The organism is Amycolatopsis balhimycina FH 1894, from assembly GCF_000384295.1.
Taxonomy (GTDB): domain Bacteria; phylum Actinomycetota; class Actinomycetes; order Mycobacteriales; family Pseudonocardiaceae; genus Amycolatopsis; species Amycolatopsis balhimycina.
In genome coordinates this window covers 5797620-5813703 of the sequence record NZ_KB913037.1, presented here as the reverse complement: position 1 = coordinate 5813703, position 16084 = coordinate 5797620, and the positions used below count along the sequence as shown (strand labels likewise).

The 16084-nt window shown below is 68.2% G+C and carries 14 protein-coding genes; 1 reads left to right on the top strand and 13 read right to left on the bottom strand.

The annotated features are described in order from the left end of the window. Nucleotides 1-2: 2 nt before the first annotated feature. Nucleotides 3-854, bottom strand: coding sequence for a helix-turn-helix domain-containing protein (locus A3CE_RS0126390; RefSeq protein WP_026468876.1), 852 nt, complete (start codon nt 852-854; stop codon nt 3-5). Nucleotides 855-944: 90 nt separating this feature from the next. On the opposite strand from A3CE_RS0126390, the gene A3CE_RS0126385 reads away from it, so the two are divergent. Continuing rightward, entirely contained in the window at nt 945-1229 is a 285-nt protein-coding gene (locus A3CE_RS0126385) for a hypothetical protein (RefSeq protein ID WP_020643114.1), read from the top strand. A 55-nt stretch (nt 1230-1284) separates the two neighbouring features. Here A3CE_RS0126385 and nuoN read toward each other — a convergent pair whose 3' ends face one another. The 12 genes from nuoN to A3CE_RS0126325 are packed head-to-tail and all read right to left on the bottom strand — an operon-like array spanning nt 1285 to nt 16083. After that, nucleotides 1285-2853: an NADH-quinone oxidoreductase subunit NuoN gene (gene nuoN, locus A3CE_RS0126380; RefSeq protein ID WP_020643113.1), complete on the bottom strand. Its 1569-nt coding sequence runs from the start codon at nt 2851-2853 to the stop codon at nt 1285-1287. A 2-nt stretch (nt 2854-2855) separates the two neighbouring features. Continuing rightward, nucleotides 2856-4445, bottom strand: coding sequence for an NADH-quinone oxidoreductase subunit M (locus tag A3CE_RS0126375; RefSeq protein WP_020643112.1), 1590 nt, complete (start codon nt 4443-4445; stop codon nt 2856-2858). After that, nucleotides 4445-6382 carry an NADH-quinone oxidoreductase subunit L gene (gene nuoL / locus A3CE_RS0126370; protein WP_020643111.1) on the bottom strand — a complete coding sequence of 646 codons (1938 nt, stop codon included), beginning with the start codon at nt 6380-6382 and terminating at the stop codon, nt 4445-4447. The genes A3CE_RS0126375 and nuoL overlap by 1 nt, the downstream gene beginning before the upstream one ends. Before the next feature lie 11 nt (nt 6383-6393). Beyond that, nucleotides 6394-6693, bottom strand: coding sequence for an NADH-quinone oxidoreductase subunit NuoK (gene nuoK / locus A3CE_RS0126365; protein ID WP_020643110.1), 300 nt, complete (start codon nt 6691-6693; stop codon nt 6394-6396). Beyond that, on the bottom strand, nt 6690-7550 hold the full coding sequence (locus A3CE_RS0126360; RefSeq protein ID WP_020643109.1) for an NADH-quinone oxidoreductase subunit J: 861 nt from the start codon (nt 7548-7550) through the stop codon (nt 6690-6692). Before A3CE_RS0126360 ends, nuoK begins: the two co-directional genes overlap by 4 nt. Next, entirely contained in the window at nt 7547-8071 is a 525-nt protein-coding gene (nuoI, locus tag A3CE_RS0126355) for an NADH-quinone oxidoreductase subunit NuoI (RefSeq protein WP_020643108.1), read from the bottom strand. Before nuoI ends, A3CE_RS0126360 begins: the two co-directional genes overlap by 4 nt. After that, the gene (gene nuoH, locus A3CE_RS0126350) at nt 8058-9407 is read right to left on the bottom strand and encodes an NADH-quinone oxidoreductase subunit NuoH (RefSeq protein WP_020643107.1); all 1350 of its coding nucleotides are present in this window, start codon (nt 9405-9407) and stop codon (nt 8058-8060) included. Before nuoH ends, nuoI begins: the two co-directional genes overlap by 14 nt. Further along, nucleotides 9404-11875: an NADH-quinone oxidoreductase subunit G gene (locus tag A3CE_RS0126345; protein ID WP_020643106.1), complete on the bottom strand. Its 2472-nt coding sequence runs from the start codon at nt 11873-11875 to the stop codon at nt 9404-9406. The genes nuoH and A3CE_RS0126345 overlap by 4 nt, the downstream gene beginning before the upstream one ends. Beyond that, nucleotides 11872-13152 carry an NADH-quinone oxidoreductase subunit NuoF gene (gene nuoF, locus A3CE_RS0126340; protein ID WP_020643105.1) on the bottom strand — a complete coding sequence of 427 codons (1281 nt, stop codon included), beginning with the start codon at nt 13150-13152 and terminating at the stop codon, nt 11872-11874. Before nuoF ends, A3CE_RS0126345 begins: the two co-directional genes overlap by 4 nt. After that, nucleotides 13152-14009 (bottom strand): NADH-quinone oxidoreductase subunit NuoE, encoded by an 858-nt coding sequence (gene nuoE, locus A3CE_RS0126335; protein ID WP_020643104.1) that lies wholly within the window; start codon nt 14007-14009, stop codon nt 13152-13154. Before nuoE ends, nuoF begins: the two co-directional genes overlap by 1 nt. Next, nucleotides 14006-15337 carry an NADH-quinone oxidoreductase subunit D gene (locus A3CE_RS0126330; protein WP_020643103.1) on the bottom strand — a complete coding sequence of 444 codons (1332 nt, stop codon included), beginning with the start codon at nt 15335-15337 and terminating at the stop codon, nt 14006-14008. The genes nuoE and A3CE_RS0126330 overlap by 4 nt, the downstream gene beginning before the upstream one ends. Further along, nucleotides 15334-16083, bottom strand: a complete 750-nt coding sequence (locus A3CE_RS0126325; RefSeq protein WP_020643102.1) for an NADH-quinone oxidoreductase subunit C — start codon at nt 16081-16083, stop codon at nt 15334-15336. Before A3CE_RS0126325 ends, A3CE_RS0126330 begins: the two co-directional genes overlap by 4 nt. Nucleotide 16084 lies beyond the last annotated feature (1 nt).

The following is a 16084-nucleotide window of genomic DNA, read 5'->3' as shown; positions in this document are numbered from 1 at the left end:
ACTCAGTCTAGTGATTCATATCTTGCAGAGAGGTGCTCGATCAGTTGCACCGACTGCATAGGGCCGAGAGCGACTGAATCCAGCGCAGCGACGGTCCGCACATAGGGATCCACATCGGCAAGCTGATCCAGGAACAAGCCTGACCTCAGCTGCTCGAGATGCACCAGCGGTCGAGCATCGGCGAAGTCAAGCAGGTCAAAGGCGCCATCGATCGCCGCATGACCGCCGACACCGAACGAGATGACACGCACCTCCACCAGTGTGCGCTCTGCCATCTCCACGAGATGCCTCAACTGGTCCGCCATGACCTGCGGACCGCCGATCACCCGATGCAGCGCAGCCTCGTCGAGGTAAGTCACCAGCATCGGCGCACGTTTGCTGTTCAAGACCTTCTGGCGCTCCAACCTCAGGTTCACCCGCTGCGGGATATCCGGCGGCGCCACGCCGGCGGATCCCATCAACGAACGTATGTACCTGGGTGTCTGCAGAAGCCCAGGGATCGTGATCACGGTGGTCTCGACGATCCGGACAGCGTCGGCCTCGTACTGCGCGAGGGTCTTGGCCTGCTCTGGCACATCGGCGTAGCGCATTTCGAGCCAGGCCGCGCGATCGATGTCGCGCGACATCTCGATCAGCTTGCTTCGCTTGACACCGGTCACCTGATAGATGGCAAGCAAAGCGGAAACTTCTTCAGTTGACGCATTACGCAAGCCGGTTTCGATGCGACTGAGTGTGGACTCGGACCAGCCCAGTTTCTCTGCCACCTCAACCATTGCGAGCTTGCGGGCTCGTCGTTCAAAACGTAACCCCTCTGCAAGTCCACGTGCTTGCGGCTTGGGTTTTGACCTCGGCATGGCACCCTCCCTTCAGGTGAATGAGCTTGGCACGACGCCAATGAATAGCGCTAGAGTTGCTGCAACAACAACTCGATCAGGGGACCAGAGATGCGTTACGGCTATTTCGCCTACGAACTCCGCAAGACTTCCGTCAACGACATCAGCCATGAATTGGTCGGCTTCGCCGAGGTCAACTCCGCGCTGCAGAAGCACGACACGTACATCACAGAATTGCGTACGTGGGCTCTCGACCTGCTCCGCAAGGGGCACCACGAGGCCGGGCTGTTCAGCGTCTCCTACGGCGAAGTCGTCGAGTACGACGAGCTGGGTGAAGTTCTCGCCGAACTCATGCTGGCATGGGACGGCACCAGCGAGTTCGCCCAAACGCCGTGAAGGCCACCTTGAGGAACTCTACGTTCCTCAAGGTGGCCTTCACGAACCACAAGACTCAGAAAGCGAAACCGCCCGAGCCCGCCCAGCCGAGAGCGAACGCCGGGACCAGGCCCAGCACCAGCGTCACGCCCGTGCCGAGGAAGATCGCCGTGCCCGTGCCGAAGCCCGGGACCGATACCGAGGGGCCGTCGGGCGCCGGCTCTGAGAAGTACATCAGGACGATCACCCGCAGGTAGAAGAACGCCGCCACCGCGCTGAACACCAACGCGATCACGACCAGCGGTGCCATTCCGTCCGACAGCGCTGCCGAGAAGACCACGAACTTGCCCACGAAACCGGACGTCAAAGGAATGCCCGCCAGAGCCAAGAGCAGGAACGTGAACACGGCCGCCACCAACGGTGACCGCTTCGCCAGCCCCGCCCACGCCGAGAGGTGCGTTGCCTCCCCCGACGAGTCGCGGACCAGGCTGATCACGCCGAACGCCGCCAGCGTCGTGAAGCCGTACGCCAGCAGGTAGAACAGCGTGCTGGACAAACCGTCGCGAGTCATCGCGATCGCCCCGACCAGCAGGAAACCCGCGTGCGCGATCGACGAATACGCCACCATGCGCTTGACGTCCGTCTGCGTCAGGCCCAGCACCGCGCCGATCACCATCGAGATGATCGCCACCCCCCACAGGACTCCGCGCCACTCCCACGAAGTCGACGAGAACGCCACCGACAGCACCCGCAGGATCCCGCCGAACGCCGCGACCTTCGTGCACGCCGCCATGAACGCCGTCACCGGTGTCGGCGCTCCCTGGTACACGTCCGGGGTCCACGTGTGGAACGGGCCGACCGAGCCCTTGAACAGCAGACCGACCACCAAGAGACCCAGCCCGGCGAACAGCAGCGTGTCCGACCGGTCGGACCCGGCCGCCGCGTTCGCGATGTCGCCCAGCTTCACGGAGTTCGCGTAGCCGTACAGCAGCGCCAGCCCGTACAGGAAGAACGCCGACGAGAACGCGCCGAGCAGGAAGTACTTGACCGCCGCCTCCTGCGACAGCAACCGCCGCCGCCGGGCCAGGCCGCACATCAGGTACAGCGGCAGCGACAGGACTTCCAGCGCGATGAACATCGTCAACAGGTCGTTCGACGCGCAGAACGCCATCATGCCGCCAAGCGCGAACAGCGTCAGCGGGAACACCTCGGTCTGCATGACCGTCGCCGTCTGCGCACGGTCCTGGAGCGTGCCAGGGCGGATGCCGGCCTGCGCGACCAGCGCGCCGCCCGGCTCGACCACGCGGTCCGAGATCAGCAGCACCGCGCCGACGGCCAAGGCCAGCAGCGTGCCCCAGAGGAACAGCGCCGGCCGGTCGATCGAGATCGCGCCGCTGAACGTCTTGACGCCGCCCGCGGGCGCGTCGCCCGTGGCGTAGAGGAACAGGCTGACGCCGGCCGCCACGATCGCCGCCAGGCTCAGCCCGACCTGCAGGCCGAAGCGCGAGCGCTTCGACGCGAACGCCTCGACCAGCACGCTGACGCACGCCGCGCCGAAGACGATCAGCATCGGCAGCACCGCCGGGTAGTTCACCGACGGCGTCGCGATCGGCGGCTGCGCCTGCGTCAGGAGGATGTCGAGCACGGTTACTTGCCTCCCTGGACCGAGGACAGCGTCTGCTGCACCGTCGGGGTGACTGTGTCGAGCACCGGCTTCGGGTAGAAGCCGAGAACGAGGATCAGCACGACCAGCGGCGCGAGGATCGCGATCTCCCGCCCGCTCAGGTCGCGGATGACCTTTGTTGATCCGGACTCAGCCACGGTTGCTGTGGCTACGGCGCCACCCGACTCCACGCTGGTCGGGGTGGGAGGCCCCGTCGGGGCCGGCGAAAACACAGCGTCACCGCGGACCGGGCCCTGCATGACGCGCTGGTAGAGCCACAGGACGTACGCCGCGGCCAGGACCATGCCCACCGTGGCGAGGATCGTGTACACCGGCTGGTCCACAAAGGACCCGATGAGCACCAGGAACTCGGAGACGAACGAGTTGGTGCCCGGCAGCGAAAGCGTCGACAGACCGGCGAGGAGGAACATGCCCGCCAGCAACGGGGTCACCTTCGCCATGCCGCCGTAGTCGGAGATCTTCGACGACCCGCCGCGCGTGATCACCAGGCCGATCACCACGATCAGCATGCCGGTCGCGAGGCTGTGGTTGAGCATGTACGTCGCCGAGCCGATCATCGCCTGCTCGTTGAACGCGAAGATGCCCAGCGAGATGAAGCCGAAGTGCGCGATCGAGACGTAGGCGATGAACCGCTTCATGTCCCGCTGCCCGGCGGCGAGGATCGATCCATAGAGGACACCGATCACCGAGAGCACCAGCACCAGCGGCGCGAGGGTCTTGCTCGCCTGGGGGAACATCGGCAGGCAGTAGCGCAGGAACCCGAACGTGCCGACCTTGTCCAGCACGCCGACCAGCAGGACGGCGACGCCGATCGGCGCCTCCCCCGCCGCGTCCGGCAGCCAGGTGTGGAACGGCACCAGCGGCGCCTTGATCGCGAACGCCAGGAAGAACCCGAGGAACAGCCAGATCTGCGTCGACAGCGGCGCGTCGCGGACCACCGTCACCAGCGTGGCCCAGTCGAACGTGCCCTTGCCGAGCTTGTCGGCCGCGAGCGAGTACGCCCCGATCGCCGACGCCAGCATGATCAGGCCGCCGAGGAACGAGTACAGGAAGAACTTCACCGCCGCGTACTGCCGGTTCGCGCCGCCGTAGCCGCCGATGAGGAAGTACATCGGGATCAGCATGATCTCGAACAGCACGTAGAACAGGAAGACATCGGTCGCGGCGAACACGCCGATCGTGAGCGCTTCCTGCAGCAGGATCAGCGACAGGAACCCGCCCGCGCTGCGGCCCGGTGGCAGCTTGTCCAGCGTGCCGAGCCCGCCGACGACGATCGGCACCAGCAGCGCGATCACCGCGATCATGATCAGCGAGATGCCGTCGGTGCCGAACGCGATGTGCACCCCGAAGCTCGGGATCCAGTCGAAGCTCGACGTCATCTGCAGCCGCGCACCCGAAGGCGAGTAGCTGAGCCAGAACGGGATGATCAGCAGGAACTCGAGGATCGAGAACGCCAGCGCGGCCAGCACCGCGGCGCGGTCGTTCCCCTTGAGGAACGCCAGCACCAGGGAGCCGGCGAGCGGCACCAGGATGAGGATGAGCAACCAGGTCATCAGGAGAACCTCACCAGCAGGAGAGCCGCCAGAAGCAGGAACGTGCCGCCGAGCATCGACAGCGCGTAGGACCGGACGAACCCGGTCTGGAGCCGCCTCAGCCGGCCGGAGCCGCCGCCGAGGGAGGCCGCCAGGCCGTTGACCGCGCCGTCGACGCCGCGGTTGTCGACGAACACCAGCGCCCGCGAGAGCCAGGTGCCCGGGCGGGCGACCAGCGTCTCGTTGAGGGTGTTGCCGTACAGGTCCTTGCGCGCGGCCCGGGTGACGAACGAGACCCGCTCGGGCCGCTCGACCGGGACGTCACGGCGGAAGATCAGGTACGCGATCAGCACACCGAGCAGCGAGAACACGATCGCGCCCGCCGAGATCACGCCGGCGTTCAGCGGCGAGTGGTGGGCTTCCTCCAGCTTGCCGACCGAGGGGGTCAGCCACTCGGCGAAGCGGTCACCGAGGGCGAAGAACGCGCCGGCGCCGACCGAGCCGACCGCCAGCACCGCCATCGGGACCCACATGATCGCCTTGGACTCGTGCGGGTGGAAAGGCCGTGGGCCGTCGCCCGAAGATCCGCTTGCGGGATCGAGCTCCAACGCTGTGTTGATGTCCTTCCAGCGCTCCTTGCCGAAGAACGTCATCATCATCAGGCGCGTCATGTAGAACGCGGTGAGCCCGGCGCCCAGCAGCGCCGCGCCGCCCATCACCCAGCCGCGCCAGCCGCCCTGGCCGAACGCCGCTTCGATGATCGCGTCCTTGGTGAAGAAGCCCGACAGCGGCGGGATGCCGATCAGGGCCAGGTACCCGAGGCCGAAGGTGATGAAGGTGATCGGCATGTGCTTGCGCAGGCCGCCGAACTTCCGCATGTCGACCTCGTCGTTCATGCCGTGCATGACCGACCCGGCCCCGAGGAACAGCCCGGCCTTGAAGAAGCCGTGCGCGACCAGGTGCATGATGCCCAGCGCGTAGGCGATCGGCCCGAGGCCGACGGCGAGCATCATGTAGCCGATCTGGCTGACCGTGGAGTACGCGAGGACCTTCTTGATGTCGTCGTACGCGCAGCCGATGATGCACCCGAGCAGCAGGGTCACCGTGCCGACCAGCGTGACGATCAGGCGGCCGTCTTCGGTGGCGTTGAAGATGTCCTTGGAGCGGGCCACCAGGTAGACGCCCGCGGTCACCATCGTCGCCGCGTGGATCAGGGCCGACACCGGGGTCGGGCCCTCCATCGCGTCCGGGAGCCACGCCTGCAGCGGGAACTGGCCGGACTTACCGCAGGCGCCCAGCAGGAGCAGGATCGCCATCGCGGTGATCGCGCCCAGCGAGAACTTGCCGTCGCCGACCGCCTGGAACACCTGCGCGTAGCCGGTCGAGCCCGCGTACTTGAACATGATGAAGATCGCCAGCGCCAGCCCGACATCCCCGACGCGGTTCATCAGGAACGCCTTCTTCGCCGCGGTCGCGGCGGACGGACGGCCCTGGTACCAGCCGATGAGCAGGTAGGACGCGAGACCCACGCCCTCCCAGCCCAGGTAGAGCGTCACGAAGCTGTTGCCCAGCACCAGGATCAGCATCGACGCGACGAAGAGGTTCAGGTACGCGAAGAAGCGGTACCGGCCCTCGTCGTCGGCCATGTAGCCGATCGAGTAGTAGTGGATCAGCATGCCGACGCCGGTGATGAGCAGCACGAACGTCAGCGACAGCGCGTCGATCCGCAGCCCGAAGTCGATCTGCAGCGCACCGGCCGGGATCCACGAGTACAGCTTGGTGTCCGTCGTGGTGCCCGTGTCGGCGGTGAAGAACAGGATCAGGCCGTAGACGAAGGCCAGGGTGACGGTGGCACAGCCGAGCAGATGCCCCCACGCCTTGGCTCGCTTCCCTGCCAGCAGCAGGACGAGCGCGCCGAGGGCAGGAAAGGCCACCAGCAGCCACGATGATGCGGTCACTCGGGGGTCTCCTAGTACTTCAGCAGGTTGGTGTCGTCGACCGAGGCCGAGCGCCGGGTGCGGAAGATGGCCATGATGATCGCCAGGCCGACCACGACCTCGGCGGCCGCGACGACCATGACGAAGAACGCCATGATCTGGCCGTCGAGCCCGCCGTTGATCCGGGCGAAGGTGACCAGCGTCAGGTTCACGGCGTTGAGCATCAGCTCGATGCACATGAACACGACGATCGCGTTGCGCCGCACCAGCACGCCGACCGCGCCGAGCGAGAACAACAGCGCCGACAGCAGCAGGTAGTACGTCGGGGTCATGCCTTCTCCCCCTCGGGTTCCGAAGAGTCGGAGCCGACCAGCGCGTGCGCGTCCGGGTGCGGGCCCTCGTCCTTGACGAGCTTGCGTTCCTTCGCCAGCTCGATCGCCGAGGTGGACTCGATGATCGCCGACAGCGACTCCGGCGCGACCGAGCCGTCCGGCAGCAGGGCCGGCGTCGCCACCGAGTTGGCGGTGGCGAAGACACCCGGGCCGGGCAGCGGCGACGGCCGGTCGTGCTCACCGCGGAAGCGCAGCAGGACCAGTTCCCGCTGCGAGAGCTTGCCGCCCTTGCCGTGCCGGTCGGTGAAGGCCAGCACCATCGAGCCGATCGCGGCGGTGATGAGCAGCGCCGACGTCAGCTCGAACGGGAACAGGTAGTCGGTGAAGATCAGCCGGCCCAGGCCCTTCGGCCCGCCGCCCGCCGGCGTGGCCGAGTCGAGCGGGATGGCCGGGGTGACGTTCTCCAGCGCCCGGTAGATGCCGGTGGCCAGCAGCGCGGCCAGGCCGATGCCGAGCACGGTCGCGGCCAGCCGCTGTCCACGGAGGACTTCGACAACCGAGTCCGAGCTCTCCCGGCCGACCAGCATCAGCACGAACAGGAACAGCATCATGATCGCGCCGGTGTAGACGATGATCTGCGTGAAGCCCAGGAACGGCGCCGACTGGATCATGTACAGCGCGCCCAGGCTCAGCATGGTCAGCACCAGCCACAGCGCCGAGTGCACGGCGTTGCGGGAGAAGATCATCCCTAGCGCGCCGAGCAGCGAGACCGGGCCGAGAACCCAGAACGCGATGGCCTCGCCGGTCGAGACGCCCGCGGACGCGTTCGGCGCCTGGGCGAGAAGTGCGGCGATCACTTGACGCCCTCCCCGCGTGCCAGTTCGGGGCCGTTCACGTAGTAGTCCTGCTCGTTCTCGCCGAGCCGCATCGGGTGCGGCGGCTGCTCCATGCCGGGCAGCAGCGGGGCGAGCAGGTCTTCCTTCGTGTAGATCAGCCGCTGGCGGTCGTCGTCGGCCAGCTCGTAGAAGTTGATCATCGTCAGCGACCGGGTCGGGCACGCCTCGACGCAGAGGCCGCAGCCGATGCAGCGCAGGTAGTTGATCTGGTAGTCCGCGCCGTACCGCTCACCCGGCGAGAACCGGGCTTCCTCGGTGTTGTCACCGCCCTCGACGAAGATCGCGTCCGCCGGGCACGCCCACGCGCACAGCTCGCAGCCGACGCACTTCTCGAGGCCGTCGGGGTGGCGGTTCAGCTGGTGCCTGCCGTGGTACCGCGGCGCGGCCGGCGCGCCGGCCTCCGGGTACTCCTCGGTGGCGACCTTCTTGAACATCATCCCGAAGGTGACGCCGAAGCCCTTGACGGGATCAAGAAACCCCATCTTGTGCTCCTTCCTTTGCGGTACCGACGGCCGCCGGCTTGCGGCGGGCCGCCTTCGCCTCGGCCTTGGCCAAAGCCTTCTGACGCGGGGTGGTCTGCGGGACCTTGAGGTCCAGCGGCGGAACCGGGAAGCCGCCACCGGTCACCGGGATGCTTTCGCTCTCCTCTTCGCGGCCCGCGGCGCGAACGTAGAAGAACAGCGCGACGACGATGAAGATCGCGACCGCGGCGATGATGATGGTCGTGGTGTTCCAGGTGATGACCTTCGCGAAGGTCACCATGACGATCCACACCAGGTTCAGCGGGACCAGGACCTTCCAGCCCAGCCGCATGAACTGGTCGTAGCGCAGGCGGGGCAGCGTGCCGCGCAGCCAGATGAACCCGAACAGCAGGACGAACATCTTCGCGAAGAACCACAGCACCGGCCACCAGCCGGTGTTGAGCACGTTGTTCCCGATCAGCGACAGCGGCCACGGGGCCATCCAGCCGCCGAGGAACAACGTCGTCGCGAACGCCGAGACGATCACCATGTTGACGTACTCGGCGAGGAAGAACATCGCGAACTTCATCGAGCTGTACTCGGTGTGGAAGCCGCCGACCAGCTCCGACTCGGCCTCGGGGAGGTCGAACGGGGCGCGGTTGGTCTCGCCGACCATCGAGATCAGGTAGATCACGAAGCTGGGGACCAGGTAGAGGAACCACGCCTTGTGCTGCGCGCCGACGATGTCGGCCAGGTTCAGCGACCCGGCCTGCAGGATCACCGCGACGATCGACAGGCCCATCGCGATCTCGTAGGAGATCACCTGCGCCGCGCTGCGCATGCCGCCGAGCAGCGGGTACGGCGAGCCGGACGACCAGCCGGCGAGCACGATGCCGTAGACGCCGATCGAGGAGCAGGCCAGGATCACCAGCGCGCTGACCGGCAGGTCGAGCAGCTGCAGCACGGTGCGCTCGCCGAAGATCGACACGACCGGCCCGAACGGGATGGCCGACAGCGCGATCAGCGAGGGCACCACGCAGACGACCGGGGCGAGGAAGTACACCTTGCGGTCGGCGGTGTCCGGGATGATCTGTTCCTTGAACGGCAGCTTGATCGCGTCCGCCAGGGACTGCAGGTAACCGCCGGGGCCGACCCGGTTGGGGCCGGGCCGGTTCTGCATCCGGCCGACCGCCTTGCGCTCCCAGACGATCAGGAAGATCGTCAGGATCGGCCCGATCAGCAGGATGACCACGCACTTGAGCAGGATCAGCCACAACGGGTCGTCGGCGAGCAGCGCCGCCCGCGTCGCCGCGTCCGGGACGCTGCCCACGACGGTTTCGGTCAGCAGCGGGGTCATTGCCCACCTCCAGCGAGGTTCACCACGGCGCCGTGTCCGGCGCCGAGCGTCTTGGCCACGGCGGAGCCGTCGGAGTTGCCCGGCAGCCAGACGACGCCGTCGGGCAGGTCGGCGATCTCCACCGGCAGCGTGATCGCACCGCGTTCGGTGCTGACCCGCACGGTGGTGCCCAGTCCTTCGGCGGTCTTCGCGGACAACCGCGCGACCGGCGTGCGCTGGGTGCCCTTCAGGTGCGGTTCGCCGTCCTGCAGCGACCCGTTGTCGATCAGCTGGCGCCAGGTCGACAGGATTGCCTGGCCGGCACCCGGCGTGGCGGGCGGCGCGACCTCGGCGGCAACGTGGCTCCAGCGCAGCGCCGAAGCCACGCCCAGCTTCTCGAAGTCGCCGCGCGCGGCGGCCGGCGTCTGCGTGAACAGGTCCGCGTCCATCTCGACGGCGAGGGTGTCGAGCACCCGGCAGTCCGGCAGGGCGCCGGTGCCTTCGAGGGTGACGTCGAACGGGCGGGTGCGGCCCTCCCAGTTGAGGTAGCTGCCCGCCTTCTCGTCCGACGCGGCCACCGGGAGGACGACGTCCGCGCGTCCGGTCACCGCGCTGTGCCGCAGTTCGAGGCTGACCACGAACCCGGCGCTGTCCAGCGCGCGCAGCGCGAGGTCCGGGTCCGGCAGGTCGAACGGGTCGACACCGCCGACGACCAGGCCACCCAGCTCGCGAGCCGAGGCGGCCAGCAGGATGTCGGTCGTGTCGCGGCCCGGGGTGGCCGGGATCGGGACGCCCCAGGCGTTCTCGACGGCGACGCGGGCGGCGTCGTCGCCGACCCGGCGGCCGCCGGGCAGCAGCGACGGCACGCAGCCGGTCTCGAGGGCGCCCCGGTCGCCGGCGCGGCGCGGGATCCACGCGAGCCGGACGCCGGTGCGCTCCACCAGGTCGTGCAGGGCCGAGAAGAGGCCCGGGATCGCGGCGGCGCGCTCGCCGACCAGGACCACGGCGCCTTCGCCGCTCAGGGCTTCGTCGAGGTCCGGCGCGTGCTTGGCGATGCCCTCGACGGCCGCGGCCTCCTGGCCGGGGACGCAGGCGAGCAGCTCGCCGAACGTCTTGCGCACCGACGACGTCGTCCACTGTCCCAAGTGGACGACGCGGGTCTTGTTCCGGCGGGCCGCCTTGCGCAGCCGCAGGAACACGATCGGCGCCTCGTCCTCGGGCTCGAACGCCACGCACAGGACCGTCCGGGCCCGCTCGATCTCGCCGAAGGTGACGCCGGACTCCGGCGTCACGCTCACGACGTGCGAGGTGAGGAACGCGAGTTCCTCGGCCGAGTGCGGGCGGGCGCGGAAGTCGACGTCGTTGGTCCGCAGGGCGACGCGGGCGAACTTCGAGTACGCGTAGGCGTCCTCGACGGTCAGCCGACCACCGGTCAGGACGCCGACGCCACCGTTCGATCGGGCTTCGACCAGCCCGGCCGCCGCGGCGCGCAGCGCGTCGGTCCAGGACGCTTCTTCCAGCTCACCGGTCTCGCGGTTGCGGACCAGCGGACGGCGGATGCGGTCCTCGGCACCGGTGTAGCGGAACGCGAACCGGCCCTTGTCGCAGATCCACTCTTCGTTGACCTCGGGGTCGTCACCGGCCAGCTTGCGCTGGACCTTGCCGCGCCGGAAGTCGGTGCGCTCGGCGCAGCCGGACGAGCAGTGCTCGCAGACGCTCGGCGAGGACACCAGGTCGAACGGGCGGGAACGGAAGCGGTAGGCGGCGCTGGTGAGCGCGCCGACCGGGCAGATCTGGATGACGTTGCCCGAGAAGTAGGACTGGAACGGCTGGCCGGACGTCGTCCGCGACGCCATGTCGAGCACGTCCGCCGTCTCCGCGGTGCCGATCTGCTGGTGGGCGCCGCGTTCGAGGAGCTCGATGAACGGGTCGCCGGCGATCTCGCTGGAGAACCGGGTGCAGCGCTGGCAGAGCACACAGCGTTCGCGGTCCAGCAGCACCTGCGTCGAGATCGGCAGCGGCTTCGGGAACGTCCGCTTGGTGTCGACGAACCGGGATTCGGTGCGGCCGTGGGCCAGCGCCTGGTTCTGCAGCGGGCACTCACCACCCTTGTCGCAGATCGGGCAGTCCAGCGGGTGGTTGATGAGCAGCAGCTCCATCACACCCTGCTGGGCCTTGTCCGCGACCGGCGACGTCAGCTGCGTCTTGACGACCATGCCGTCGGCGACGGTCATCGTGCAGGACGCCTGCGGCTTCGGCATCGGCCGGCCGCCCATCTCGACCTCGACCAGGCACTGGCGGCAGGCGCCCGCCGGGGAGAGGAGCGGGTGGTCGCAGAACCGCGGGATGACCGTGCCGAGGCGTTCGGCCGTGCGGATGAGGAGCTCGCCCTTGGGGGCGATGACCTCTTCGCCGTCGATGACCAGCTTGACGTGGCCTTCAGGGACCGGCGTCTCTTTGGTCTCGGGCTTGTCGGGGGCGATCGTCATGCCTGCGCTCCCACCAGTTCGCGCTTGTTGCTCTCACACAGAGCGAGGAATTCGTCGCGGAAGTACTTGATGCCGCTGGTGATCGGCGACACCGCGCCGTCACCGAGGGCGCAGAAGGACCGGCCGAGGATGTTGTCGCAGACGTCGAGGAGGGTGTCGATGTCCTCCTCGGTGCCGTGGCCCTCGACCATCCGCTCGAGGATCTGCGCCAGCCAGTACGTGCCTTCGCGGCACGGCGTGCACTTACCGCAGGACTCGTGCTCGTAGAACTGCGTCCACTTCATCACGGCCCACGGCACGGACACGGTCTCGTTGAAGACCTGGACCGCGGTCGTGCCGAGCATCGACCCAGCTTCCGCCGCGCCCTCGAAGTCCAGGGGAACGTCGAGGTGCTCCGCGGTGAACATCGGGGTGGACGAGCCGCCCGGGGTCCAGAACTTGAGCGGGATGCCGTCCTTCATGCCGCCCGCCATGTCCAGCAGCTCACGCAGCGTCGTGCCGAGCGGGCACTCGTACTGGCCGGGCTTCTCGACGTGGCCGGAGATCGAGTAGATCTTCGGACCGGGCGACTTTTCGCGGCCCATCTCGCGGAACCAGCTGGAGCCGCCGTTGACGATGAACGGCGCGCTCGCGATGGTCTCGACGTTGTTGACCGTGGTCGGCGCGGCGTAGAGACCCGCGGCGGCCGGGAACGGCGGCTTGAGCCGCGGCTGGCCACGACGGCCTTCCAGCGAGTCGAGCAGCGCCGTCTCTTCGCCGCAGATGTACGCACCCGCTCCCGCGTGGACGGTGATCTTGAGGTCGAAGCCGGAGCCGAGGATGTTCTCGCCCAGGTAGCCCGCCGCTTCGGCTTCGCGCACGGCCGCGTTGAGGCGGCGGATGCAGTGCAGCGCCTCGCCGCGGACGTAGATGAAGCAGTGGTTGGACCGCATCGCGTACGAGGCGATGATGCAGCCCTCGATGAGCGAGTGCGGGTCCGCCATCATCAGCGGGATGTCCTTGCAGGTCCCCGGTTCGCCCTCGTCGGCGTTGATGACCAGGTAGTGCGGCTTGTCGAAGTTCGGCGGCATGAACGACCACTTGATGCCGGCCGGGAAGCCCGCGCCGCCGCGGCCGCGCAGACCGGAGTCCTTGACCAGCTGGACGAGCTGCTCCGGCGTCCCGGCGAGGGCCTTGCGGACGGCGGTGTAGCCCTCGAGTGCCTCGTACGTCCCGATCTGCCAGGAGTTCGGGGACAGCCAGCGCTTCGTGAGGACCGGGGTAATGGGATCGGCCATTACTTCTTCTCCACTTCGGGAAGCGGGACGTCTTGCGCGACGGGCGCGACCCAGCCGCGGTCCTGCGCGAGCTTCGCGCCCCGCAGCGTCTCGACGGCCTGCGACGGGCCGTCGACGTCCTTGCGGTAGGTCCGCTCGTCCTCCGGGAAGAACCCGGCGAGCTGCAGCTCGGCGCCCTTGAAGCTGGTCAGCGGGGCACCGCGCGTCGGGGCCGGCTTCTTGCCCGCCTGCAGCGCGTCGACCAGCGCGACGGCCTTCTCCTCGGTCTGGTTGTCGAAGTACTCGTAGTTGACCTGGATGACCGGCGCGAGGTCGCAGGCCGCGAGGCACTCGGCGTGCTCGAGGGTGATCGAGCCCGGCTCGTTCGGCGTGCCCGCGGTCTCGTTGTGCCCCAGCGGGTTTTCTTCGGAACCGAGGTGCGTTTGGAGCTTCTTGTAGATCGCGTCGCCGCCCATGGCCGCGCACAGCGTGTTGGTGCAGACGCTCACGAGGTGCTCGCCGCACGGACGCCGCTTGTACATCGTGTAGAACGTCGCGACCGCGCTGACCTCGGCGTCGGACAGGTCGAGCTGCCGCGCGCAGAACGCGATGCCCTCCTGGCTGACGTACCCCTGCACCGACTGCACGAGGTGCAGCAGCGGCAGCAGCGCCGAGCGGGACATCGGGTAGCGCGCGATCAGGTCCTGCGCCTTCGCGTGGATGTCCGCGTCGAAGATGTCCTCGAGGGGCGTCTCGGTGATGATGCCGACGGCCACATTGGGGTCCGGCGCGATGGCGACGACGTCGGTGTCGGGTCCGGCCGCGGCGTGCGTCGCCGCGGAGTAGTTCGGGCCCGGCTCGGGAACTGCTGTGGTCATCGGTCCACTCCCCCCATGACGGGGTCGATCGAGGCGATGGCGGCGATCACGTCGGCGACCAGGCCGCCCTCGGCCATGGCGGGCATCGACTGCAGGTTCACGAAGCTCGGTTCGCGCACGTGGACCCGCAGCGGCCGGGTGCCGCCGTCGGAGACCAGGTGCACGCCCAGCTCGCCGCGCGGCGACTCGACCGAGGTGTAGACCTGCCCGGCCGGCACCTTGAAGCCCTCGGTGACCAGCTTGAAGTGGTGGATCAGGGACTCCATCGACTGGCCCATGATCTTCTTGACGTGTTCCAGGGAGTTGCCCATGCCGTCGCTGCCGATGGACAGCTGCGCGGGCCACGCGACCTTCTTGTCCTCGACCATGACCGGGCCCGGCTCGAGCTTCTCGAGGCACTGCTCGATGATCTTGAGGCTCTCGTGCATCTCGTGGACGCGGATCAGGTAGCGCGACCAGCAGTCGGCACCGTTGTCGACCGGGACGTCGAAGTCGAATTCGTCGTAGCAGGAGTACGGCTCGGTCTTGCGCAGGTCCCACGGCAGGCCCGCGGACCGCAGCACCGGGCCGGTGACGCCGAGCGCGAGGCACGCGTCGACCGGCAGGTAGCCGACGCCCTTGAGCCGGTTGCGCCAGATCGGCTGCCCGGTGAACAGCTTGTCGTACAACGGAAGGCGCTTCTTCATCGTCTTGATGAATTCGCTGACCTTCTCGACGTAGTCGGCGGGCATGTCCTGCGCGAGGCCGCCGGGGCGGATGAACGCGTGGTTCATCCGCAGGCCGGTCAGGTGCTCCAGCAGGTGCAGCACCTCTTCGCGCTCGCGGAAGCCGAGCGTCATCGCGGTGGTGGCGCCGAGCTCCATGCCGCCGGTGGCGATGTAGACCAGGTGCGAGCCGATCCGGTTGATCTCCAGCAGCATCACGCGCAGCAGCTGCGCGCGGCGCGGGGCCTCGATCTGCAGCAGCTTCTCGACGCCGAGGCAGTACGCCATCTCCGTCGAGAGCGGGGCCAGGTAGTCCATGCGCGTCACGAAGGTGACGCCCTGGGTCCAGGTCCGGTACTCGCAGTTCTTCTCGATGCCGGTGTGGAGGTAGCCGATGACCGACCGCAGCTGCGTGACGGTCTCGCCCTCCATCTCCAGCACGAGCCGGAGCACGCCGTGCGTCGACGGGTGCTGCGGGCCCATGTTGATGACCATGCGCTCGTCGTGCGCCGCGTCGGCGATGACGTCGTCCCAGTCGCCGCCGGAGACGCTGTAGACGCGGCCTTCGGTCGTGTCGCGGCTGTCCGCCTCGGGAACTTCGGTGGTGTCTTCGTTGATGGTCACGAGTACGACCTCCGCTGGTCCGGCGGCGGGATCTCCGCGCCCTTGTATTCGACCGGGATCCCGCCGAGCGGGTAGTCCTTGCGCTGGGGGTGGCCGTCCCAGTCGTCCGGCATCAGGATCCGGGTCAGCGCCGGGTGACCGTCGAAGACGATCCCGAACATGTCCCAGGCTTCCCGCTCCTGCCAGTCGGCGGTCGGGTAGGTCTCGACCAGCGACGGCACGTGCGCGTCCTCGATGTCGAGGGTGACTTCGAGGCGGATGCGGCGCCGGTAGGTCAGCGACGTGAAGTGGTAGACCGCGTGCAGCCGCTGCGGGACGTCGACGCCGTAGTCCACACCGGACACCGAGGACAGCAGTTCGAAGCGGAGGCCGCCGTCGTCGCGCAGGGTCTTCGCGATGGCGGGCAGGTGCTCGCGGGCGACGTAGAAGGTGATCTCGCCGCGGTCGACCGTCGTCTGCAGGATCGCCTCGGCGGGGATCTTGCGCTCGGCCAGTGCCGCGTAGAACTCGTCGGCGAACTGGTCGAACCAGCCGCCGTAGGGGCGCTCGGCGGGCGCGGGGCTGTAGGCCGGGAGCCGGACGCCGCCGTAGCCGGAGGTGTCACCGGTGCCGTGGACGCCGAACATGCCCTGGCGCTCGCGGCCGGTGACGACCGGTTCGGCCGCACCCGGACCCTGGGCCGTCAGGCCGGTTTCGGCACGCTCGGCGCTCGACTGCTCTTCGCCGGGTTGGGGGTTCTCAGTCATC

Excerpts from the sequence above, each read along its gene's own strand:
- A3CE_RS0126390 (WP_026468876.1), bottom strand. The coding sequence starts at position 854 with ATGCCGAGGTCAAAACCCAAGCCGCAAGCACGTGGACTTGCAGAGGGG.
- A3CE_RS0126385 (WP_020643114.1), top strand. The coding sequence starts at position 945 with ATGCGTTACGGCTATTTCGCCTACGAACTCCGCAAGACTTCCGTCAAC.
- A3CE_RS0126375 (WP_020643112.1), bottom strand. The coding sequence starts at position 4,445 with ATGACCTGGTTGCTCATCCTCATCCTGGTGCCGCTCGCCGGCTCCCTG.
- nuoK (WP_020643110.1), bottom strand. The coding sequence starts at position 6,693 with ATGACCCCGACGTACTACCTGCTGCTGTCGGCGCTGTTGTTCTCGCTC.
- nuoI (WP_020643108.1), bottom strand. The coding sequence starts at position 8,071 with ATGGGGTTTCTTGATCCCGTCAAGGGCTTCGGCGTCACCTTCGGGATG.
- nuoH (WP_020643107.1), bottom strand. The coding sequence starts at position 9,407 with ATGACCCCGCTGCTGACCGAAACCGTCGTGGGCAGCGTCCCGGACGCG.
- A3CE_RS0126345 (WP_020643106.1), bottom strand. The coding sequence starts at position 11,875 with ATGACGATCGCCCCCGACAAGCCCGAGACCAAAGAGACGCCGGTCCCT.
- nuoF (WP_020643105.1), bottom strand. The coding sequence starts at position 13,152 with ATGGCCGATCCCATTACCCCGGTCCTCACGAAGCGCTGGCTGTCCCCG.
- nuoE (WP_020643104.1), bottom strand. The coding sequence starts at position 14,009 with ATGACCACAGCAGTTCCCGAGCCGGGCCCGAACTACTCCGCGGCGACG.
- A3CE_RS0126325 (WP_020643102.1), bottom strand. The coding sequence starts at position 16,083 with ATGACTGAGAACCCCCAACCCGGCGAAGAGCAGTCGAGCGCCGAGCGT.